General features: G+C 69.4%; 20 protein-coding genes. 12 read left to right on the forward strand and 8 right to left on the reverse strand.

Translation table 11 applies throughout. From position 1 onward, the window contains the following. Positions 1 to 51 precede the first annotated feature (51 nt). The 5 genes from GO986_RS00265 (at position 52) to GO986_RS00285 (ending at position 5,518) form a co-directional block, all read left to right on the forward strand. The gene (locus tag GO986_RS00265; protein ID WP_157457233.1) at positions 52 to 1,413 is read left to right on the forward strand and encodes a S8 family peptidase; all 1,362 of its coding nucleotides are present in this window, start codon (positions 52 to 54) and stop codon (positions 1,411 to 1,413) included. Between the two features lie 120 nt (positions 1,414 to 1,533). Continuing rightward, a complete protein-coding gene (locus GO986_RS00270) occupies positions 1,534 to 2,295 on the forward strand; it encodes a DUF4388 domain-containing protein (RefSeq protein ID WP_157457234.1) in 762 nt (253 codons plus the stop codon). A 124-nt stretch (positions 2,296 to 2,419) separates the two neighbouring features. Then, on the forward strand, positions 2,420 to 3,283 hold the full coding sequence (locus tag GO986_RS00275; protein ID WP_157457235.1) for a PhzF family phenazine biosynthesis protein: 864 nt from the start codon (positions 2,420 to 2,422) through the stop codon (positions 3,281 to 3,283). Between the two features lie 290 nt (positions 3,284 to 3,573). Then, positions 3,574 to 5,025, forward strand: a complete 1,452-nt coding sequence (gatA, locus tag GO986_RS00280; RefSeq protein ID WP_157457236.1) for an Asp-tRNA(Asn)/Glu-tRNA(Gln) amidotransferase subunit GatA — start codon at positions 3,574 to 3,576, stop codon at positions 5,023 to 5,025. A gap of 31 nt (positions 5,026 to 5,056) precedes the next feature. Further along, on the forward strand, positions 5,057 to 5,518 hold the full coding sequence (locus GO986_RS00285; RefSeq protein ID WP_157457237.1) for a hypothetical protein: 462 nt from the start codon (positions 5,057 to 5,059) through the stop codon (positions 5,516 to 5,518). Here the strand turns inward: GO986_RS00285 and truB are convergent, their stop codons facing one another. Then, on the reverse strand, positions 5,519 to 6,445 hold the full coding sequence (gene truB, locus GO986_RS00290; protein WP_157457238.1) for a tRNA pseudouridine(55) synthase TruB: 927 nt from the start codon (positions 6,443 to 6,445) through the stop codon (positions 5,519 to 5,521). It abuts the gene before it with no gap. A gap of 130 nt (positions 6,446 to 6,575) precedes the next feature. Here truB and GO986_RS00295 point away from each other — a divergent pair, with 130 nt between their 5' ends. The 5 genes from GO986_RS00295 to GO986_RS00315 all read left to right on the forward strand — a co-directional run bounded on the left by GO986_RS00295 (position 6,576) and on the right by GO986_RS00315 (position 11,728). Then, positions 6,576 to 6,947, forward strand: a complete 372-nt coding sequence (locus GO986_RS00295; RefSeq protein ID WP_369409045.1) for a hypothetical protein — start codon at positions 6,576 to 6,578, stop codon at positions 6,945 to 6,947. Then, a complete protein-coding gene (locus GO986_RS00300; RefSeq protein WP_157457239.1) occupies positions 6,947 to 7,705 on the forward strand; it encodes a pseudouridine synthase in 759 nt (252 codons plus the stop codon). Before GO986_RS00295 ends, GO986_RS00300 begins: the two co-directional genes overlap by 1 nt. A gap of 185 nt (positions 7,706 to 7,890) precedes the next feature. Continuing rightward, positions 7,891 to 9,546 carry an adenine deaminase gene (locus GO986_RS00305; RefSeq protein WP_198170332.1) on the forward strand — a complete coding sequence of 552 codons (1,656 nt, stop codon included), beginning with the start codon at positions 7,891 to 7,893 and terminating at the stop codon, positions 9,544 to 9,546. 119 nt (positions 9,547 to 9,665) lie between these two features. Beyond that, a complete protein-coding gene (locus tag GO986_RS00310; RefSeq protein ID WP_157457241.1) occupies positions 9,666 to 11,321 on the forward strand; it encodes a sensor domain-containing diguanylate cyclase in 1,656 nt (551 codons plus the stop codon). 23 nt (positions 11,322 to 11,344) lie between these two features. Then, on the forward strand, positions 11,345 to 11,728 hold the full coding sequence (locus GO986_RS00315; RefSeq protein WP_157457242.1) for a 2Fe-2S iron-sulfur cluster-binding protein: 384 nt from the start codon (positions 11,345 to 11,347) through the stop codon (positions 11,726 to 11,728). Positions 11,729 to 12,033: 305 nt separating this feature from the next. Here GO986_RS00315 and GO986_RS00320 read toward each other — a convergent pair whose 3' ends face one another. From GO986_RS00320 to GO986_RS00335, 5 genes are all read right to left on the reverse strand, one after another. Then, entirely contained in the window at positions 12,034 to 12,843 is an 810-nt protein-coding gene (locus GO986_RS00320) for a DUF421 domain-containing protein (RefSeq protein WP_157457243.1), read from the reverse strand. Continuing rightward, positions 12,833 to 13,009: a hypothetical protein gene (locus tag GO986_RS22485; protein WP_198170333.1), complete on the reverse strand. Its 177-nt coding sequence runs from the start codon at positions 13,007 to 13,009 to the stop codon at positions 12,833 to 12,835. Before GO986_RS22485 ends, GO986_RS00320 begins: the two co-directional genes overlap by 11 nt. A gap of 444 nt (positions 13,010 to 13,453) precedes the next feature. Next, complete coding sequence (locus GO986_RS00325) at positions 13,454 to 14,662, reverse strand: sensor histidine kinase (RefSeq protein ID WP_157457244.1); 1,209 nt, start codon at positions 14,660 to 14,662, stop codon at positions 13,454 to 13,456. A 208-nt stretch (positions 14,663 to 14,870) separates the two neighbouring features. Continuing rightward, on the reverse strand, positions 14,871 to 15,899 hold the full coding sequence (gene mltG, locus GO986_RS00330; protein ID WP_157457245.1) for an endolytic transglycosylase MltG: 1,029 nt from the start codon (positions 15,897 to 15,899) through the stop codon (positions 14,871 to 14,873). Then, positions 15,896 to 16,858, reverse strand: coding sequence for a carbohydrate kinase family protein (locus GO986_RS00335; RefSeq protein WP_157457246.1), 963 nt, complete (start codon positions 16,856 to 16,858; stop codon positions 15,896 to 15,898). The genes mltG and GO986_RS00335 overlap by 4 nt, the downstream gene beginning before the upstream one ends. 184 nt (positions 16,859 to 17,042) lie before the next feature. Between GO986_RS00335 and GO986_RS00340 the strand changes: the two genes are divergently transcribed. Further along, positions 17,043 to 18,227 (forward strand): sensor histidine kinase, encoded by a 1,185-nt coding sequence (locus tag GO986_RS00340; protein WP_157457247.1) that lies wholly within the window; start codon positions 17,043 to 17,045, stop codon positions 18,225 to 18,227. An 83-nt stretch (positions 18,228 to 18,310) separates the two neighbouring features. Next, positions 18,311 to 20,341, forward strand: coding sequence for a cation:proton antiporter domain-containing protein (locus tag GO986_RS00345; RefSeq protein WP_232337321.1), 2,031 nt, complete (start codon positions 18,311 to 18,313; stop codon positions 20,339 to 20,341). 71 nt (positions 20,342 to 20,412) lie between these two features. On the opposite strand, the gene GO986_RS00350 is transcribed toward GO986_RS00345, so the two are convergent. Beyond that, complete coding sequence (locus GO986_RS00350; protein ID WP_157457249.1) at positions 20,413 to 20,862, reverse strand: hypothetical protein; 450 nt, start codon at positions 20,860 to 20,862, stop codon at positions 20,413 to 20,415. 55 nt (positions 20,863 to 20,917) lie between these two features. Beyond that, positions 20,918 to 21,559 (reverse strand): hypothetical protein, encoded by a 642-nt coding sequence (locus tag GO986_RS00355; RefSeq protein WP_157457250.1) that lies wholly within the window; start codon positions 21,557 to 21,559, stop codon positions 20,918 to 20,920. Between the last annotated feature and the right edge of the window lie 8 nt (positions 21,560 to 21,567).

Below are 21,567 nucleotides of genomic sequence, written 5' to 3' on the forward strand. Positions count from 1 at the left end.
TCTTACGCCCATTCAGAAGCAGGTCAGGCGGCGGGGCTATAGCCTGAGGCTATGTCTCTGCCCCGCCGCGCCCTGCTTTACGCTGCTCTGCCCCTGTCGCTGAGTCTGGTTCTCACCGCCTGCCCGGCGCCCGTGACCCCCACGCCGCCACCTGCGGCGGTCTGTCCACAGAGCACTGGCACGACCTTGATGACGCAGGCCGTCCAGTCCCCCGTCACTGCTGCGCGCGTGACCCCAGACTGGACCGCACCGCGCGTCGTCGGCCGGGTGCTGGTGACTGGCGCGGCCATGCAGGCCCAGGGGCTGTCGGCCTTGGCTGGTGTGCAGACTCTGGCCCTGGCCGACGGCCTGACGTTGGCCGTTACCCCCGCTGGCCAAAGCGACGAGGCCTTTGCCGCCCGGCTGAGCGCGGCTGGCCTGACCGCGCAGCCCGACTTTCTGTATCAGGCGCTGGCCAACCCCAATGACCCCGGTGTGCCGGGCAACGGGGGGGTGGCCGTCACGGGCGCGGGAACGCAGACCCAGACGTACCTCAACCGCATTCAGGCCCCCGCCGCCTGGACCTTTTTGCAAGGCTGCGGCAAGACGCCGGCCGCCGCCACCACCGCCATTCTGGATTCGCGGGTCGAGAATCACGCTGACCTGGCCGGGCGGATTACGGCCCGCGCGTCCTTCCTGACCCCAGACGCTGGCGGTTCGGACAGCACCACTGGCCACGGCACCGCCGCGTCCGGGCTGGTGGGCGCCGCCACCAACAACCGCCTGGGGCTGGCCGGCGTGACCTGGACTGGGCCTCTCTTGGCCTACGAGGTACTGGGCTCTCAGGGTGGCAGCACCAGTTCGCTGACCCAGGCGCTGAATGAAGCGGTGCGGCAGGGGGCCAAGGTGGTCAACATGAGCCTGGGCCGCATCCTGGGCCCGAATGAAGCAGCGACCTCCAGCGATCAGGCGCTTGGCACGGCCCTCACCAATGCCGCCAAGTCGGCGGTGCTGGTGGCCGCCGCCGGTAACACGGCGGGTGACGGGGTGTACTTCCCGGCCAGTCACCCCGACGTGATCGCCGTGGGCGCACTGGGCGCCAGCGATACCGCGCTGGCCTGCTACAGCGCCCGGCCCAGTACCGCCCGGCCCCGGCCCGTGGACATCTCAGCACCGGGCGGCGCTGGCCCTTGCACCGGGGCCACCAACGCCACCCAGATGCTGATTCTGGGCACAGGCAACACCTACACCCTGCAGGCGGGCACCAGCTTCTCGGCGCCGCTGGTCAGTGGCGCGGCGGCCCTGATGCGCGCGGCCAACCCGGCCCTCAGCGCCGCCGAGACGAAGGCGCGGTTGCTGGGCAGCGCCAACCAGACAACCGCCGGTCTGCCCATTCTGGACGTGAATGCGGCGGTGCGTGCGGCCACCCGTTAAGGTGGAAACCGTTCAATCTTAAAAAATTCTGCTTGCCCTCTGGCCGCTCATGAGCGAACATGAGGGCAAGCACGTTCCGCTTTGTTGTCGGCGCGCGTGAGACCGCACTGCCCAGCTCACATGCCGAAATCCACCACCAGCCTCGACACCTTTGACTTTCTGGAACTGCTGTACATGCTCTCCGAGCAGGTACGCACCGGCTTGTTGCAGGTTGACCGGCCCGACGGGCAGTTTCAAGCGTGGCTGGAACAGGGGCGGGTCAGGCACATTCAGTTTGGCGATGACCTGGGCGTGCCGGCGCTGGTCCGGCTGCTGCAAGAGCCGCAGGGCCGCTTTCACTTTGATGAGGGCCTGTCCCATCCCCAGCCGCGCATGGACGCCTCGCTCGATGAGGTGAGCCTCGAAGCGCTGGAGGCGCTGCCGGTGCAGGACCTGCCGTTTGACGGCCCGGCCCGCATCACCTCGCCGCAGCGCGTGGAACGGATGCGCTGGGGCCTGAAGGAACTGGACATCTTGCAGCAGCTCGAAGCCCAGCAACCGGTGGGGGACCTGATCCGCGACCCGGATGCCAAGCGGCTCCTGCTCAAGCTCTACCGCATCGGCCTGATCGTGCCGCGCAAGTCACGGGTGGCCCGCCTGACCGTCACGGTGACCCGGCAGGTGCGCGACGTGGCCCTGGTGGACGAACTGATTTTCCGCCGCTGGAAAGAAGACATTGTGCGCCACCCGCAAAGCGTGGCGATCCGCACCGAGGCGGGGCAGGTGTACACGCTGCCGGTGCGGATGGCCTCCAATCTGACGACGCAGCTGATGGTTCCCCCCGAACTGCTGATGAGGACGGGCCTGCGGGCGGGGGACAGCGTGCTCGTCAAGCCGGTGTAAGAAGGGCTCATTCTTTTCCGTGAACTCCTGGGGACAGGGTCTTGCCGAGACTTCGCCGTTCGCGTTGCCATTTTGCAGTCTGTCCGCACGCTTTTTCTGTTGTCCCCTGCGGTAGGCTCACCGCATGCCGCCTCGCCGCCTCGTCACTGTGGACGTGTTCACGGACACGCCGTTCCTGGGCAACCCCGTTGCCGTTGTGCTCGACGCAGAAGGCCTGTCCACGGTGCAGATGCAGCAGATCGCCCGCTGGACCAATCTCTCTGAAACCACCTTTCTCCTCCCGCCTACCACGCCAGCAGCGGACTACCGCCTGCGCATCTTCACCCCCGGCTCGGAGCTGCCCTTTGCGGGCCACCCGACACTGGGCAGCGCGCACGCCGTCGTGTCAGCTGGTCGGGTGAGGCCGCGTGACGGGCGGCTGGTGCAAGAATGCGCCGCCGGCCTCATTCCGCTGGAGCAGCGGGCCCCAGGCCGCTTCGCCCTGACCATGCCCGCCGCACAGTTTGAATCACTGAGCCCGGCCGATAGGCAGGAACTTGTCGCCCTACTCGGTCCTGGTGGTGAGACAGAGTGGCCAGCTGTCCTGGTGGATGTTGGCGCGCGCTGGATCGTGACCCGGCTGAGTGATCCCGCCACCGTCCTGTCCCTCCAACCTGACTTTGCTCGGAGTGCGGTCCTTGAACGGAAGCTCCGGGCCACCGGGGTTTGTGCCTTCGCCACAGATCTTCAGAGCGGTGTGGTGGAAATCCGGTCGTTCGCGCCGTCGTGCGGCGTCAACGAAGATCCAGTGTGTGGCAGCGGCAACGGTGCGGTGGCGTACTACCAGCAGCATCTGGGGTTATTGGCTGCCGGCAGCACCTACGCCGCTCGGCAGGGTCGGTGTGTGGGGCGGGACGGGCACTTGACCCTGACGTTGACGGAGAGCGGCAAGGTGGAACTGGAGGGGGCCTGCGTGACGTGCCTTGAGGGTGAGCTGACGGCGCCGTAAGACCGTCTCCCTTGTGCAACGCGAACGGCGAAGTCCCGGTCTTGCCCTATCGGAGTCCTACCGCCTGCCCGACGTTCCCTTTGAGCGCTCTCTGGTGCCGCCGCACCTCAACCGTTCCGCACACGCTGGAGCTGAGGCCTGCAAGAGAATCCAGCAGTCAGGGAAAGTGACTTGGCTGGCTAAATCTCTTCTTGGTCCCTCGGCTTCTGGACTGTTGGGCCAGGGACGCCTCTGTCCCGTCCATGCTATTCCCCTCTCCTCCACCCAGCCCCCCGGTACACTGGCGCGGTATGCCCGTGCCCCCCACCGCCGCCGACCTGGCCCGCCGCGTGCAGAGCGGCGACACCACTGCTTCAGCCCTGCTGGACGCCACCCTGAACCGCATTGAAGCCGCCCGCAATCTGAATGCCGTGGTCAGCCTGAACGAAGGGGCCAGTGAGCAGGCCGGGCAGATTCACAGGCGCCTGGCCGCTGGCGAACACCTTCCGCTGGCAGGTGTGCCCATCCTGGTCAAAGACAACATCAGCGTGGCTGGCACCCGCACCTCCTGTGGGAGCAAGATTCTGGCCAGCTACGTCAGCCCTTACACCGCGACAGCAGTGGCGCGGCTCCAGGCAGCAGGCGCCGTGATCGTGGGCAAGGCCAACATGGACGAGTTTGCCATGGGCTCCAGCACCGAAAGCAGCGCCTACGGCCCCACCCTGAACCCCTGGGACACAGGCCGGGTGCCGGGCGGTAGCTCGGGAGGCAGTGCGGCGGCAGTGGCCGCAGGCCTGACCCCGGTGGCGCTGGGCAGCGACACGGGCGGCAGCGTGCGCCAGCCGGCCAGCCTCTGCGGCGTGTACGGTCTGAAACCCACCTACGGGCGCATCAGCCGGTACGGCCTGGTGGCCTACGCCAGCAGCCTGGACCAGATTGGCCCCTTTGCCCATACCGCTGAAGACCTGGCCCTGCTGATGAACGTGCTGGCGGGGCAAGACCCCCTGGACGCCACCAGTCTGGACGCGCCGCCCGCGTTTGCCCCTGGCACCCCTGAAGACCTGCGGGGGCTGCGGGTGGGCGTGGTCAAAGAAAGTCTGGCCGGCAATACAGCCGGGGTGGACGCGACCTTGCAGACCACCCTGGACGCCCTGCGCGGGGCTGGGGCCACGATAGCCGAGGTCAGCCTGCCAGAACTGAAGTACGCGATTGCCGCTTACTACCTGATCGCCATGCCGGAGGCCAGCAGTAACCTGGCGCGCTACGACGGCATGGTGTACGGCGCGCGGGTGGCCGGAAGCGACGTGACCGAGGCCATGACCCTGACCCGCGAACAGGGCTTTGGTCCGGAAGTCCAGCGGCGCATCATGATTGGCACCTACGCCCTGAGCAGCGGCTATTACGACGCCTACTACAGCAAGGCCATGAAGGTCCGGCGCCTGATCGCCAACCGCTTTGCTGAGGCGTTCGGGCAGTTTGACGTGCTGGTCACGCCCACCAGCCCTTTCCCTGCTTTCCGGCGTGGGGAGAAAACCAGCGACCCCCTGGCCATGTACGCCGCCGATGTGGATACGGTGGCGATTAACCTGGCGGGGCTGCCGGCCCTGAGTGTGCCCGCCGGATTCGAGACGGTTAACGGCGTGACGTTGCCAGTAGGGATTCAGTTCATCGCACCGGCGCTTCAGGACGAGCGCCTGGTGCGGCTGGCCGGCGGGCTGGAAGGCCTGGGCTTTGTAAAGGCGGGTGTGGCCCCTGGGTATTAAGGCGGCCAGGCGGGAGCTAAAGGACCTGAGGGTGCAGCGGGGGCAGGTCAACGACATTCTCTTTTTGAAAGAGCGGGTGTATCACGCCCTTTTCCAAGCCAGGGGCACGGCGCAGGAGCAGGACTGGAGCCTGGTCTACATCGCCTGTTTCGATGCAGTGGCCGGGCGGACCCGCGCCCGTCAGGATGAACGGGAAGCCATAGCCGCCCGCCTGCGCTGCGCCGCAGCTCTTCCAGCTTGTGCGGCGGCTGCACAGTGGCGAGCCGCCGCCTGGACCTGGATTTGGACTGTCCTCCGGCAAGACTCGCCGGAGCAAGTCGCCACCGATCTCAGCAGCTGGCGCACCCTGCCGCACGAACGGATTCGGCAGCTTGGCTTGTTTCGCAGCATCCTGGCGCAGTTCCGCCGTCACCCAGAATTGATGGCAGTCCTGCCTGCTGCAGAACAGGCAGAGCTGGCCCGCTGGCTGGCCGTCCCGCTCTCGATGCGTTGACTACGCCCAGGCGCGCACCACTTTCAGTTTCTCTCCGTCGCCGTCCACCACGGCCACCAGATCACCGTCCAGCGTCACCACGAAGCGGCCCGCACCCTCATAGGCAGGCCGTTTGCCTTGCCGCAGCTCCCGGGCCAGGCGCTCATCGGCTTCAATGACAGGGAAGTCCAGAGCGGCCAGGTCAGGGAGGCCTTCGGCTCCGGCCAAGTCGTCCAGCGCCACGGCGTCCTTCAGGTCGTAGCGGCCCACGCGGGTCCGGACCAGGCCGGCCAGGTGTGCCGGCACGCCCAGCGCCGCGCCCACGTCACGCGCCAGAGACCGCAGGTAGGTGCCGCTGCCCACCTGCGCCCACACCAGCAGGGTCGGGAACTCGCCCAGCGCGTCTGGCAGGGTGACCGTGTGCCCGGTCTCGGCGGGGCGCCAGGTTTGCGGCTCAAAGATGTGGGGCGCGGCCTGCACGCGGGGAAAGATGCCCAGCAACTCCAGCTCGTGAATCACGATAGACCGGGCCGGCAGGTCCAGTGCGCCGCCAGCACGCGCCACCGCGTAGGCCCGCTGCCCTCCCACCTGAATCGCGCTGTACTGCGGAGGCACCTGCGCCTGAGGGCCAAGAAACCCGGCCAGGACGGCTTTCACCTCAGCTTCGGTCAGTGGCGGAACGGGAGCCGTCTCCTCCACGGGCCCCTCGGCATCCAGGGTGGGCGTGCCCGCCCCCAGGCTGATCCAGGCCAGATAATCCTTGCTGTCGGCCTCCATGAACTGCACCACTTTGGTGCTGTCATCCACGCACAGGACGAGCACGCCAGTCGCCAGCGGGTCGAGGGTGCCGGTATGGCCCACCCGCCGCGTCCCGCGCGCATGCCGGGCCCGGTTCACCACATCGTGCGAGGTCAAGGTCAGCGGTTTGTCCACGGCAATCACGGGCATGGGGGGCAGGGTAGCAGGAAGCGGGTCAGGCTGTTTTCCGGCGAACGGAGTCCATTGGGACCGCACACAACAGACTGGAGTGCGGCCTCAAAGCGGCTTTTCTTTTGGCAGATACCGTAGACTGGCCCGTGTGTTGCGCGCCGCGTTCTGGCTGACCGCCCTGCTGTTTATTCCGCTGGGACTGTACCTGTATTTTCTGCCGTCTGGCGTCGCCTCGCTGCTGGGGGTCGCGCCGCTGTGGCTGGCACGCGGTGCCGGCGCGGTGGTGCTGGCCTGGGGCGCCTTTCAGCTGGCGGCCAGCTTTGCGCCCGACCCCGTGAAGGTGGGGGGACTGGTAGGAGGCAACCTGCTGCTGGTCGCGGCCTTGGTGCCGCCGGTGCTGCGCGGCACCGAGACCCTGCCCGGCGCGCTGCGCACTGGCCTGCTGGTGATTGCGGGAGGCCTGACCCTGCTGGCGGTGCTGGCCCTGCTGGGGACGCCCTCACGCCGGGGGCGCCTGTAATGGAGCGGCTGCACAAGCGGCTGGCCCGCGCTGGGGTGGCCTCGCGCCGCGCCGCCGAGGCCATGATCAGCGCCGGGCGCGTGACGGTTAACGGCGAGGTGGCGGGCCTGGGCCGCACGGTCACCGACGCCGACGACGTGCGCGTGGACGGCACGCTGGTGCTGCTGGACGCCGCCCCGAAAGTCACCTATATGCTCTACAAGCCGCGCGGCTACGTGACCACGGCCCGCGACGAGTACGGCCGCAAGAATGTGCTGGACGCCATGCCAGCGGTGCCGGGCCTGCACCCCGTGGGGCGCCTGGACCGCGACTCGGAGGGCCTGCTGATTCTGACCACCGACGGCGACCTGACCCTGACCCTGACCCACCCGCGCTACGGCCATGAAAAGGCCTACCGCGCCTGGACCGAAGGTCCGCACGACCCCACTCAGGATGACCTTGACCAGTTGCTGGACGGCTCGCTGACCCTGGAAGACGGCCCGGCGACAGCGCGGCATGCCCGCCCCGCGCGTGGCGGCGCCTTTGTGGTCCTGGGGGAAGGCCGCAACCGGCAGGTGCGCCGGATGCTGGAGGGCATCGGCCACCCGGTCACGCGCCTACTGCGCTACCGCGTGGGCGGCCTGTGGCTGGGCAACCTGGAGGTCGGCGAATACCGCCAGCTGGAGGCGCGCGACCTGGACGACCTGCTGCACCCCGACCGCACGCCCGAACAGGTCTGGGAGCGGCAGTGGGAACGGATTTCTAAACGCTGGGGGTAAGGAGACTGAAGGCGACCCGGACCGGCCTCCGGCACGCTACCGTTCCTTGCCCCCTCTTGCTTCAGGCCAACGCCGCGTCAGCCGGACTGCCGGGGCTGCCCGCGCCCGCACATCGGCATCACCTGACTTCCGGCCCACGCAGCTTGAGAGGTGGCGGGATGCAGGGACAGCCCCTACACTGGCGCATGTTGGCGCAGAGGGCAGGCAGTGAGGAGAGGCGGCGGCTGGTGCGGGTCGCGCGCGGCGAGGAGCAGGGCGACCTTCTGATTCGCGGCGCGCAGGTGGTGCAGCCCGCCACGCGCGAGGTGTTTGAAGCCGACGTGCTGGTGGCCGGGGGCCGGGTGGCGGCGCTGGGCAGCGGCTTTCAGGCGGCGCGGGTGGTTGAGGCGCGCGGGGCGTATCTGGCGCCAGGCTTTCTGGACGGCCACGTTCATATCGAGTCCAGTCTGCTGACCCCGGCGGGGTTTGCGGCGGCCACCCTGCCGCGCGGCACCACCGGCGTGGTGGCCGAGCCGCACGAGGTCGTCAACGTGCTGGGCCCGGATGGGCTGGCCTGGATGCTGGAAGCCGGCCGGACCTCGGGCCAGCGGGTGTGGGCCAGCGCGCCGTCGTGCGTGCCGGCCAGCGCCTTTGAGACGGGCGGCGCGCGCATTGACGCCGGGGACACGGCGCGCTTGCTGGCCCTGCCCGGCGTTCTGGGTTTGGCCGAGATGATGAATTACCCTGGTGTCCTGGGCGGCGACCCCGAGGTCTGGGCGGTGCTGGACGCAGGCCGCGCCTCGGGCCGGCGGCTGGACGGCCACGCGGCGGGCGTGCAGGGGCGCGACCTTCAGGCGTACGCGGCGGCGGGGCTGCACTCGGACCACGAGGCCACCACCCCGGAAGAGGCCCGCGAGCGCCTGCGCGCCGGCCTGTGGCTGATGGTGCGCGAGGGCTCGGCCGCCCGCAACCTTCAGGCGCTGCTGCCGGTGCTGCGTGAGCGCCCCCGCCGGGCCATGCTGGTCAGCGACGACGTGAGCGTGGACGAACTGCTGGAACTGGGTCACCTGGACCGGCTGCTGCGCGCCGGCGTGGCGGGCGGCCTGCACCCGGCCGACGCCGTGGCCCTGGTCACCTGTAACCCCGCCGAGTACTGGGGCCTGCACGACCTGGGGCTGGTGGCGCCGGGTTACCACGCCGACTTCGTGCTGCTGCGCGACCTGCAAGGGTTTGAGGTGCTGGAAACCTTCGTGGGCGGCCAGGAGGCCCGCCCCGGCACCCACACGCCCCCACTGGCCGGCGGCCAGGTGAATCTGGGGCCTGGCTGGGGGGCGGCCACATTCAAGGTCCCGCCCCAGTGGCCGGTGATGGTGGTCAGCCCGGACCAGATCACGACCGGTATAGGCACGCCCGGCAGCGGCGACGCGCGGCTGGTGGTGGCCGACCGCTACGGACGCGGCGAATGGGCCGCGTGCTGGACGAACGGCAGCGGCCTGCGCGGCGCCACCCTGGGCCTGAGCGTGCTGCATGACGCCCACCACGCCGCGTTTCTGGGCGGCACCGATGAGGACGTGCGCGCCGCAGGCCGGGCCCTGGAAGCCCTGGGCGGCGGCGCAGTGGTGGTCGCGGGCGGCCAGGTGCGCGCGCAGCTGCCCCTGCCCTATGCCGGCCTGATGACTGACCTGCCCCCAGCGCAGGCGGCGGCGGCCCTGACCGAACTGACCGCCGTGTGTCGCACCCACGGCTGCACCCTGCCCTATCCGGTGACCACCCTGAGCTTTCTGGGCTTAACCGTCATTCCAGCCCTGAAGCTGACGCCGCGCGGCCTGCTGGACGTGGCGGCGTGGCGCTACGTCCCCTGACAGCGGCAGCCAGGACTGGACACCAGCCAGCACCCCCGCAAGCGTCTGGACAGGTGCGGGCGGCGGTCCCCCTGGGGGCTAGGTGAACGTCAGGTCAGGCTCTAGACTGCGCCGAGGCCATGTCTGCTCCGCCCTCTTCTGTGTCCCAGTGGCGCACCCGAACTGCTGCCCAGGCGCTGCGAGCCTTTTCGGCCTCGCGCGCGCTGGTGCTGGCGGCGCTGCTGCTGACCCAGGCGCTGACCCTGGCCGCCGCCCTGTGGACCGAGCGCCAGGCCCAGGAGCGGGGGCGGCGCGCCCAGACCCAGGCCAACCTGACCCAGCTGACCCGCGTGACCGCCGAGGGCGTGCGCGCCCACCTGCACACGGCTGAACAGACGGTGCGCCTCAGCAGCGCCAATCTGCGCTCCGAGCTGCTGCCTGCCGACAACCCGGCGCGGCTGCTGGTGGGGTTCGGGGCGCTGCTGGACAACGTGCCGCAGCTCAGCAGTGTCATGGTGGGCCACCCGGACGGCCGCTTTGTCTTCGCGCAGCGCCACGGCCCGGCCAACAAAGGCCGGTTTACGCGCGTGATTGAGGTTCGGCCAGCGCGCCAGATGATTGACCGTACCTACAGCGCGCGCGGCAGCCTGCTGAACACCTCGCGCGCCGACGACGGCTACGACCCGCGCACCCGCCCCTGGTACAGCCTGGCGCAGGCCCGCGCCGGGCAGGTGGTCTGGACGCCCCCCTACGAGTTTGCGACCTCTCATCAGCCCGGCATCACGGTGGCCGAGGCCACGGTGACCCCCAGCGGCCCTCTGGTGGTGGCGGCCGACGTGCAGACGCAGCAGCTGGCCAGTCTGCTCTCGGCGCTGCCGCTGGGGTCCCAGAGCCGCGCCTTCCTGGCCGATGCCAGCGGGCACGCCATCGCCACCTCACGGCCCTGGCCACAGACGACGGGCGACGCCCCACTGCTGGCTGAGGTAGCTGACGAGCCGCTGCGGGCGCTGCTGGACCCCCAGGGCCGCCTTCAGCTGTACCCCAGGGCCCAGTGGCTGCGGGTGGCGGGGCAGACCTATGTGGCCGTGGTGCAGCCGGTCCAGATGCAAAGCGGCGAGCCGTGGCTGGTGGGGGTCTACGGCCCGGCCACCGACTTTACGGGCAGCGGTGGGCGGCGCGGCATGTGGCCCCTGGTACTGCTGGCCAGCCTGCTCAGCGGCCTGCTGGCCTGGCCCCTGGTGCGCCGCGCCACGCACCCTATCGCCGAATTGCAGCGCCAGGCCACCACTGACGCCCTGACCGGGCTGCCCAACCGCGCCAGCTTTCTGGCCCAACTGGACGAGCAGCTGCGGACCCCTGGCCCCGGCGCCCTGGGCGTGGCCATTTTTGACCTGGACGGCTTTAAGGGGGTCAACGATACCTTTGGGCATCCGGTGGGCGACGAGGTGCTGCACGCGGTGGGCGCGCGAATGCTGGCGGCGGCGCAGATTGGCGACACCCTGGGCCGCCTGGGCGGGGACGAATTTGCCCTGCTGGTGCAGGCGGCCACCCCCGAAGAAATCCGGCTGCGCGTGGAAGGGGTGCTGGACGCCGTGGGCAGGCGGCCCATTGCCGCAGCAGGCCTGACGCACGCCCTGACCAGTACGGCGGGGCTGGCCTTCTTGCCGCCCGGCGTGCTGACCACGCCGGGGGTGATGCTGGCCCGCGCCGACACCGCCCTGATTCGCGGCAAACGGCGCGAGAAGGGCCGGGTGTGGGTGGACGGCGAAGTCACCATGCCCACGCTGTTCCGCTGACCCCCGCGTGGCATGCTGGGGCCATGACTCAAGTGCTCAGCATTCAGGTAAGTGGTTACGGCGAGATTCAGGCGCAGGCCGGCGAACGGCTGGTCCTGGCCCTGGAGCGAGGCGGCGTGGACATCCTGCACCGCTGCGGCGGCGTGGCGCGCTGCACCACCTGCCGCGTGACTTTCGAGGCCGGGGAACCCGACGCCATGACGGCCGCCGAATACGACAAATTGCAGGAAAAGAACCTGCTGGACAGTGCCCGGCTGTCCTGCCAGATCGAGTGCGCCGCCGGCATGAGCGTCACGCCCCTGCAAACCGCCCGCAGCAGCGGCCTGGAACCGGGCAAGGCCCCCGCCGAACAGATGGAGCCCGAGCCGGTGTGGACCACCCGCCCCGGCGCCTCGACTGAAGGCTAAAACGGCTTCCAGAGTGGGAAGGAGCCCGCTCCCAGCTCATGCCCAGAACTTGCTCTTCGGCAGCGCCGCTCTGAAAAACGGCGCTGCTTGAAGCGTCTATGCCGCTGGCAGGGTTGAAAGCTGTTTAAGCCAGCCAGCCAGATGACACTCGCGTCATCCAACTGGCACGGCCCCTTGCCGAAACTGCTCGCGTGAAATCGGTCTTGCCAGAGAGGCTCCCGCTGCGAGTCTCCGGAGCCGTGGAGGGCGCTGCGTCCAGGCCACCTGCAGCTGAACGCAGCGCCGCCGCTCGGCTGGCCTCAGCCTCAGTGACCTGCGCTCCCAGGGGCCCCTGGACCCCGGCCCCCGCCACTGTGGTCGTCCGTTACCGCGCCAGCGCCGGCCGGGGCCAGCGGGTCGGTCACCGCTGGCGTCCATTTCTCATTGCCGCAGCTGCAGACCGGGCGCGGCCCAGGGTGAACCTCGCCGGCACTGCCCTGCCGCACGTCCCCGCAGCCCAGGCAGGCCACTGGCCCCCAGTAGTCCTCTTCGGGCCCCAGCACGCGCGGCCATTCCAGGTCCCAGGGCGGCACCACCGGCAGGCCGGGCGGGGCGTCTTTGGCATGCACGAACACCGTCATGTTGCCGTCCTGTTCAAAATAGGCCCGCTGCACCTCGCCCATCTGCCGCACCCCCTCGGCGCGCAGGCGCTCGAACACGTCTTCGCGGCTGAGGTTGGCCCGCTCCAGCGCCTGGCCCTTCAGGATGCCGTCCCGAATCAGCTCGACAGGCTCGCCCTCTATAAAGACCTCGACATGCTCGCTGCGAATGACCAGATGCGACAGCAGACGCTGCAAGCCCACCACCAGCCCCAGCACCAGCATGCCGTGCAGCAGCGGCACCTCTGGATAGAACATCGGGTCACCCGCCGCCGAGCCCAGCCCGATCACGATGGCCACTTCCAGGGGACTGAGCTGCGCCAGGCCGCGCTTGCCAGTCACGCGCAGCAGAAAGACCAGCCACAGAAACATCAGGGCGGTGCGGAAGACGATTTCCAGCAGGAACAGCGGGGGCAGGTCGCCCAGGAACATGCGGGCCAGGTCAAACGGCACCATCTGGGCAGCGTCAGCGCTCATGGGTCTCCTCGGCGGGGTGGCCCAGCCCCGCCAGAATGCGCGCCCGGTCCCAGCCGGTCAGGGCGGCCAGCGCCGAGAGTGTGGTCTCGAACGCCGGACCAGGCGGCAGGCCGCGCAGTTGCCGCCACAGGGCGTTGCGCCGCCGCAAGAAATCGGTCGTGGGCATAGAGCTGGAGTGTAGGCCCGACTACAGGTTCGGGGCCTTGAGAAAGGTTTTAAGCGTCAGGACAACAGGCGTCCGGGGCAGGGGGAGAAAAGGAGCCTGTCGCCACACACCACGCCTGGGCTTCAAGGCAGAACGGTGCTGGTGGGCTGGTCTCCCGATCCAGCTCCTCATCCCTGCCCTCGTGCTGAACGCAAAGCCTCTTGTGCTGCTGAGCGGTTGACGGGGCATCTGATACGGACTCCGATTGAATCGTTTTTGCAAACGATTCAATCCAAGCGGAGCGAGAAGGAGCAAAACGGGTTCCGGGCGTGGAGTTTGCAAATCGGTTCTGTTCCGATTTGTAAACGAAACAGACGGAATCCGTATGAGGTGGTCTTCCTGGCTCCCTTTTGGGTGGAAGCTCACCCCAGAAGAAGTGCCGCCGCCCCCGCGCAGCGAGTGCACTTACGCCAGTACGCCCGGCACCTTGAGGCAACTGACCCAGAATGTGGCTCCCTGGTTCACCTTGCCTTCTCCCCAGGCGCGGCCGCCCATGCGTTCGGCCAGGCGCCGCACCACCGCAAGGCCCAGCCCGGTGCCCTCGCAGGCGGCGGTGGGATGCAGGCGGCCAAACAGGTCAAAGGCCTTGTCCTTCTGCCGCATGTTGAACCCTAGCCCGTTGTCAGTCACGCCGAACAGGTACGCGCCGTCCACCTCTTCTATTCGCAGCTCAAGCCGCGCCACGTCGCGCGTGCGGGTGAATTTCAGGGCGTTGAGCAGGTATTCCTGCAAGATGATTTGCAGGGCCTTGCTGTCGCCCAGCACGGTGGGCAGGTGGGGGGCCGACAGCTGCACCTCCCGCCGCAGGTCCTTGCGCACTTCGGCGAGCACCCGGTTCAGGTCCACGGGGCTCAGGCGCAGCCGCAACTGCCGGGCCTGCACGTACTGATTCAGAGATTCGAGCAGGCCAAACGTGGTGCCGAGGACCGTCTGCACGGTCTCCAGATGGGGCGCTGGGTGGCTATCGTCCACCTCTTTCTGATGCAGCTTCAGGTAGCCCTGAAGGCGGGACAGGTGCAGGTGCAGCTGCGCGTGGGTCGCGCTGACCACCTCGTGAACTTCCTCATCCAGCCGCCGGTTCTTGACCTCATGCTCCTGAATCTGCCGTTCCAGGCGTTCGGTCTCATTCAGCAAAAAGAGGTGGCCTTCTTTCAGCGGCGTAACGTTCGTGACGCTCAGGTGGCACCACGGGGCTTCCTCTGCCCCGTCCGAGCGGCTGGCGGCCACGAGCACCGACTGGGCGCCGCCGTCCGGCAGCAGGATCATCAACTCTTCTTCCACCCGCTCTGCCGTGTCAAAGACCCGCTTCAGCAGCGTGGTCAGTGCGTGCTGGGACGCCGGAACCAGCAGCTGCCCCAGGCGGCGCCCGGCCAGTTGGTGGGCTGGCCGGCCAAGCAGCTGGCCCGCCTGAAGATTGGCCTCCAGCACGCGGCCCTCAGCATTCAGCAGAAAAGCCCCCTGCGGCGCGTGGGTAAAGAGGCGCCGGGCCTGCTGCGCTGTGGTCTCAGCGGCGCGGAGCTGGCCCTGGAGCAGCTGAATCTCGGCCTGCAACTGGGTGGTGGTGGCGACTGACGTAAGCACGTCAGGCCGACTGACATCGTCGGTGTAGCTCATGGTGTCCCTGAGGTTGAAGCGGCGCCTTGAGGATGAGTCCGGTGGAGACTTCAAAGCCAGGGGACAGGGCTGAATGTCAGCAGTGCGGCCACCGTACCATCCCGGCCAGAGGCGGAGTGTAACCACGACAGGCCAGAGGCGCTGCGGGCACTGTCCTGAACAGCACCGGGCGCCGGGTCACCCCAGCGCCCGCCGTGTTTGCCCCGGCCTAGCGGTGCAGGGCGTTGTCGCGGTTGTGTTCAGCAAAGGTGTGGTTCACGTAGATCTTGCGGTCCCGGCCATGCAGGAAATACAGCGCCTGGCGGCCGTCACCCAGGGTACGCTGGGGTGAGAGCACCGCCAGCAGAGCGGCCTGGCCGGGGTTGTTGATGGGCCCGGCGGGCAGCCCGGCGCGGGTGTAGGTGGAATAGGGCGTGTCGCGGGTAAAGTCCCCGGCGCTGCGGTCCAGCTGGGGCAGGTCCTTGCCCAGCCCATACGCCACGGTGGGGTCGCTGCCCAGGGTCATGCCGACCTTGAGGCGGTTGAGGAACACCCCAGCGATCAGGGGCATTTCCCCGTTGTTGGCGGCCTCGGCCTGCACCATGCTGGCCAGCACCACCCAGTCGCGCACGCCCAAGCCCAGCGCCTGGGCCTTGGACACATTGGCGGGCGTAAATTCGCTTTCCATGCGCGTGACCAGGGTCTGCACCATCTTGCGAGGCGTCTCGGCCGGCCGGAAGTCGTAGGTCGCCGGAAACACGAAGCCTTCGAGGTTGGGCTGCTGCCCGGCGTGGCGGCTGAGCCCCGTGTCTTTCAGCGCCGCCGCGATGGCCGCGCCGTCAAAGCCCGCCTTCTGGAAGATGGCTGGCAGGTCCTTGATGCGGCGGCCTTCCGGAATCGTGACGCTGACGGTGGGAATGCGCGCCGGGCCCGCCAGTTTGTCAGCCACCTGCGCCAGGGTCAGCTGGCCACTCAGGTCGTACAACCCTTCTTTCAGGCCGCCGGCCGTGCCCTCGCGGCGCATGTACAGGCGCAGGGCGTCGGCATTTTTCACGATGCCCTTGCCCTGCAAGGTGGCCGCCACGCGCGCCAGGGTGTCGCCGGGCTTGACCTCCAGCGTGTAGGGGGCGCCGCCCGCCGGTTGCAACAGGCTGCGGACATACAGCGCCGCGCCGCCTGCCCCCAGCAGCACCAGCAATAGCAGGCCCAGCAGCAGCTTGACCCACAGGGGCGCGCCGGGTTTCCGCAGGCGGGTCATGCCGTCACCGCTTGCAGGGGGGCGGCGGCCAGCCGGGCGCGCAGGTCATCGTCGGCGGGGGGCCGCGCCCCAAAGCGCGACACGACCCAGCCACCCACCTGCACGGCCAGCTGCGCGGCGCGCACGGCGTCGCCGTGGGTCAGCCAGCCCGCCAGAAAGGCCCCCCCGAACGAGTCGCCCGCGCCAGTGGCGTCCACCGCGCGGTCAGCGGTGGCCGGCACCTGCACCCGCGCCTGCGCCGGGCCCTCGATCAGCACGCCTTCATCGTCCAGCTTCATGACGATCAGGGCGTCTGGAAACCGGGTGCGAAACCACGTCATCGCGTCCTCACGGCTGGTGTAGCCGCTCATGGCGCGGGCCTCGTCGTCGTTGGGAAACAGCACGTCAAAGGGCACCTCGTCCAGCACCGCCAGGAAGGTCTCGCGGCCCATGCCCTGAATCATCTGAAAGCTGCCGGGGTCCAGGCTCAGGGTCGCGCCCCCGGCGCGCGCCAGGCGGGCCGCGTGCAGGGCGGCGGCGCGCGGCGGGTCGCGGAAGAGGCTCCAGGCGGTCAGGTGCAGGTGGCCCGCGCCGCTCAGGGCGCTGGCCGGCACTTCTTCGGGCAGCAGTTCCCAGTCGGCGCCCTGGCCTGTCAGCATGGCCCGCTGGCCCCGGCGGTCAATCAGGCCCAGAATGACGCTGGTCGGGTGAACATCACTCAGGATCAGGTGGCCCTCCACGCCCTCGGCGGTCAGTTCGGCGGTGGCCAGCTCGCCAAAGCGGTCGCGGCCAATCTTGCCCACAAAACGCGCGGGATACCCGGCGCGGGCGGCCCAGACGGCCAGATTGGCCGCGCTGCCCCCGCCGAACAGCTCGATTCGGCCGGTGGTGTCCCCGCCCGGCAGCAGAAGGGTATCGGGTTTCGCCAGCACGTCCCAGGTCAGGTCACCCAGCGAAACAAGTGCAGAAACATCGGTCATGGTTGCCCGGCAGCATACCGTCCCCAGGGTGGGCGTCCGGCGGGGGTCACCTGACCTTGAGGGCGCGGCGCCGCCCCGTTACCATCGGCGCCGTGCCGTCTGCGCCCCTCTCCTCTGTTTCCCTGGCCGCCCGGCTCCGGGGGACCAAGCGGTGGCTTGGGCAGGCATGGTGTGGTGGGCAGACATGAGGCGTCCCAGCTTTGCGGCCCTGGGCCGAGGCGACCTGCTGCGGGCGGCGCTGCCGGCCCTGCTGTCGGGGGCGCTGCTGCTGGCGGCCTTTCAGCCGGCCCACCGCGCCCTGACCCAGCCGGACAGCGTGTGGCACGGCGACAGCGCCCAGACCCTGCTGCCCGACGTGCAGACCTACGTCCTGACCCTGCGGGACCCGGCCGCCTCGCCCCAGGACGTGCAGGCCAGCCGCGCCCGCGCCCTGGCCAGTCTGGGCCGCGCTGAGACCGACCCAGCGTTTGCTGTCGCCGCCCCCCAGCTGACCCAGCTGCGCCGCCTGCTGCGCAGCACGCAGCCGCAAGACACGACCCGGGCGCTGCGGCTGGCCCAGACCTGGACCCTGGCCGCGCAGCGCCAGCTCAGAGCGCGCCGGGCCGAGGTGCGGCAGGTGCTGCGGCGCATGGAGTGGATGGTGACCCTCAGCGCCCTGCTGACCGGCCTGCTGGGCACCGCCCTGATCGGGCGCGCGCTGGGTCACGCCCGCCAGGCGCAGCAGGGACGCCTGGCGCGCGAAACCCAGCACCGCCAGGCCCTGGGCATGGCCGCCCACGAACTGCGCCGCCCGCTACAGGCCCTGCTGCTGGCCACTGACGCCCTGCGCGCCACGACCAACCTGCGCGCCCGTGAAAAGCTACTGAGCGTCATAGAGGAGCAGGCGGCGCACCTGGCCGCCCGCACCGAACTGGAACGGCTGGACGGCATGTACGTCAACGTGGTGGCCGCTCCGCAGCCCACCGACCTGGCGACCCTGGTGGCCGAGGTCGAAAGCGCGCGGGTGCGGGTGCGGCGGCCCAGGGGCGAGGTGATGTGGTCAGTCGACAGCGCGCAGCTGCGCCAGGTGCTGGAAAATCTGGTCGAAAACGCCCTGCGGTACTCGGCTGGGCCGGTCCTGGTGACGTTAGAGGCCGCCGGGCCCGCGCAGGGGCCGCAGCTGCGGGTGACCGACCGGGGGCCAGGACTGACCCCGGCCCAGCGGGACACTGTGCTGACTGCCCCCCACCCGCTGCCCCGAGCGGCAGGGGGGCGCGGGCTGGGGTTGCCACTGGCGCACCGGCTGGCCCAGGCCAACGGCGCCCAGCTGACCCTGCACGAAGCGCCCGGCGGAGGGCTGGAAGCTCGGGTCACGTTTGCGCGCCCCTGAGCGCCGCCCTGAGCCGTGGCCTGTCATGCTGAGGAATGCCGTCAAGACCGTGGCACCCTGCCGTCCGCCTGATCCCTCTCCTTTTGGCCGTCCTGTGGCTGTCGGCCACCGCGCTGGCGGGAACGCACAGCGCCGCCGGTGCTGAACCCCACAGCGGCCCCCCCGCCTTCCTGACGCAGCTGACCTTGCTGCTCGGCGTCTCGGCGCTGGCGGCCTACGCCTCTTTTCGGCTGCGGCTGATGCCCATCATCGGGTTTCTGGTGGCGGGCGTGCTGGTGGGACCCGGCGCCCTGGGCCTGATCCGGGAACCGGAACTGATCGCCGCCGCGTCCGAAATCGGCGTGATGCTGCTGCTGTTTACCATCGGGGTGGAATTCAGCCTGGAGCGCCTGGCCCGCATCACCCGCCTGATTTTTCTGGGCGGCGGCCTGCAAGTGGGCCTGACCCTGCTGGTCACCCTGGGGCTGGGCCTGGCGCTGGGGGTGGGGGCCCCGGACGCCGTCTTTACCGGCTGCCTGATCGCCCTGTCCAGCACCGCCATCGTGATGAAGCTGCTGGGCGAGCGCGGCGAGACGAACGCCCGCACCGGGCAGGTGACGCTGGGCATCCTGATTTTTCAGGACCTGGCGGTGGTGCTGATGGTGCTGCTGGTGCCCATGCTCGCCGGGCAGGGCGGCGGGATCAGCGGCATGGCGCTGGCGCTGGCCAAGGCGGCGGGCATCATCGCGCTGGTGCTGGTCGCGGCGCGCCGGGTGGTGCCGCGCGTCATGGAGGTGGTGGCGCGCACCTGTTCCTCGGAAATCTTTCTGCTGACGGTGGTGGCGCTGTGCTTTGGCACCGCCAGTCTGACGGCCGCCGCCGGGGTCAGCCTGGCGCTGGGGGCCTTTCTGGCCGGGCTGCTGGTGAGCGAGAGCCGCTACGGCGCGCAGGCGCTGGGCGAGATTCTGCCGCTTCAGATTCTGTTCAGCGCGGCGTTTTTCCTGTCGGTGGGCCTGCAGCTGAACCTGGGCTTTCTGGTCGGCAACCTGGGGCTGGTGCTGGGCGCGGCGGCGGCCATCGCCCTGCTGAAGGTGCTGGTCACCGGCCTGAGCGTGCGCCTTCTGGGTGAGGACGGGCGCGTGGCCCTGCCCGTGGCGCTGCTGACCGCCCAGGTGGGCGAGTTCTCGTTTGTACTGGCGGCGACAGGCACGGCCCTGGGCCTCAGCTTTGCGGGCCTGGGCGAGCAGGGGGGCGGGGTCTTTATCGCCGCCACGGTGTTGCTGATGACCCTGACACCGGCACTGGCTGGGCTGGCCGGGCCGATTCTCGCCCGCCGGGCGCCAGCGGCCACGACGCCGGCCGCAGAGGCGCCCTTGCCCGACGCCGCGCCCCACGGCCTGCCCATCGCCGGGCGGGTGGTGTTTTTCGGCTATGGCCCCCACGCCCGCCTGGCCGCCCGCGCCCTGAGCCGCGCCGCGCAGCCTTACAGCGTGGTCACCCGCAGCCCCGACGGTGCCAGCGAGTTGGAAGGCAGGGGCGCCAGCGTCCTGATCGCCGACTACACCCGCGCCGGGCTGCTGCGTGAACTCGACATTGCCGCCGCCCGCGCCGTGGTTATTGCCGACGACGACCACGACACCACCGAGCGGGCCATCGGCGTGCTGCGCACCGTGTCGCCGGACGTGACGGTCATCACGCAGGCCACCTCACCCGAGGGCTACCAGAGTCTTCAGGCGCTGGGCGCGCAGCATGTGCTGCTGCCCAAACGAGAGGTGGCCGCCGGCATCCTCGACCTGCTGACCCCCCCCGAGGTCCCACGCGCCAAGCTGGCCCAGCACCTCGCTGAGCGGCCCCCCGTCACCCTGAGCCCCGAGCAGCAGTCGCAGTGCGACCACGCCGCCGCCAACGCTGGCCCCACCACCCCCGAGGCCGACGTGTGCCTGGCGTGTGTGGCCCAGGGCGACACCTGGGTTCACCTGCGGGTGTGCATGACCTGCGGGCACGTGGGCTGCTGCGACTCGTCCAAAAACAAGCACGCCACCCGCCACGCCCGCGCTCAGGGGCATCCGGTGATTCACTCGGCCGAGCCCGGCGAGACGTGGGCCTACTGCTACGACCACGGCTGGACCAAATAGGGAAAACAGTGGACGCCTGCCTCTGCACTCACAAGGACAATTTGACGGCGCAGGGGCAGGTGAACTACAGCCTAGACGTTGTGGAAGGTCGGCTGGCTCGCCGCCCACGTTAATAGGCCTGAGAAATCATCTGTTTTTAGAAACTCGGCTGCGTGCGCCCACAGTGCGGCGCCCACCGCATCAACAGCCTGCACACAGGCCAGAACGTCACTCGCCACCTGCTGTGCTGGAGTCGCCAATAGAACCTGGTAAGGGGCATCCATCAGACGAACCGTCACCCGGCCATTGATGAACCACGAGTCGCTCCAGGTCAGTGCCAGGCTCCAGGTCAGGCCCCCACCATTTCGGAAGTCGAGGCCAAAGCTTGCCCGGTACTCCACTTGGGTCTCGTGAAAACCCAACCGGCGGAAGTCGGTGTGGTGATGTGCGGAGGCGATCTGAGCGGCGTGGGGTGGCCGCAGCAAACGTTCCAGCTCAGGTCCCCGCAAGACAAAGCGGGCCAGCGCGTCAAGCAGCGCCATAGTCTGCTGGCTTTCTCCGCCCTGCTCAGGAGAGCTGCCCCGGACCATGAACGCTCTACTCCACCCCCGGCGCCGTCTGCACCGCCCGGAGGGCCAGCAGCGAGGCCGCCACGTCCAGCGCCGCGTGCAGCCCATACACCCACAGGTCAGCCGCCGGACGCTCTCCACTCAGGCCCGCCACCGGCACCAGATTGACCACCCCGATGGCCAGGCTCAGGGCCGCAGCGGCATTCAGCCACGACCCCAGGCGGGCGCGGCCCGCCACCTCCAATGGCGCCGCCGCAAAGCGCACCAGCGTGCCGTACACAGCGTTTTTGGCCAGAATGAAGCCCAGTTCCACTGTGGCCAGCGCGCTCAGGGCCACCGGATTGGCCTCAGGCAGAAAGCCGGCCAGGTACACAAACAAGCTCAGGCCCCACAGGGCCAGCCGCAGCGAGGTCAGCCAGGGAAACAGGGCGCGCAGCGAGCGCCACACGCCGTCTTCCTCGGGGGTGGGGGCAGGCCGGGTGTAGCGGGCAAACACCTGCGTCCACCACACCAGCACCACCGCCGCCAGAAACGTGCGCGCCGTTCCCAGCGCCCCCAGGTCGTTGGGGGGCCACCCCGAGGCCAGGCTATAGGCGCACAGGCCAAGGGTGGCCGCGACCAGCGCCCAGAGGGCCACGAGCGCAGCCTGGCGCCAGCGAGTCGCGGTCATGGTGTGGC

This window comes from Deinococcus arboris, from assembly GCF_009755355.1.
Classification (GTDB): Bacteria; Deinococcota; Deinococci; order Deinococcales; family Deinococcaceae; genus Deinococcus; species Deinococcus betulae.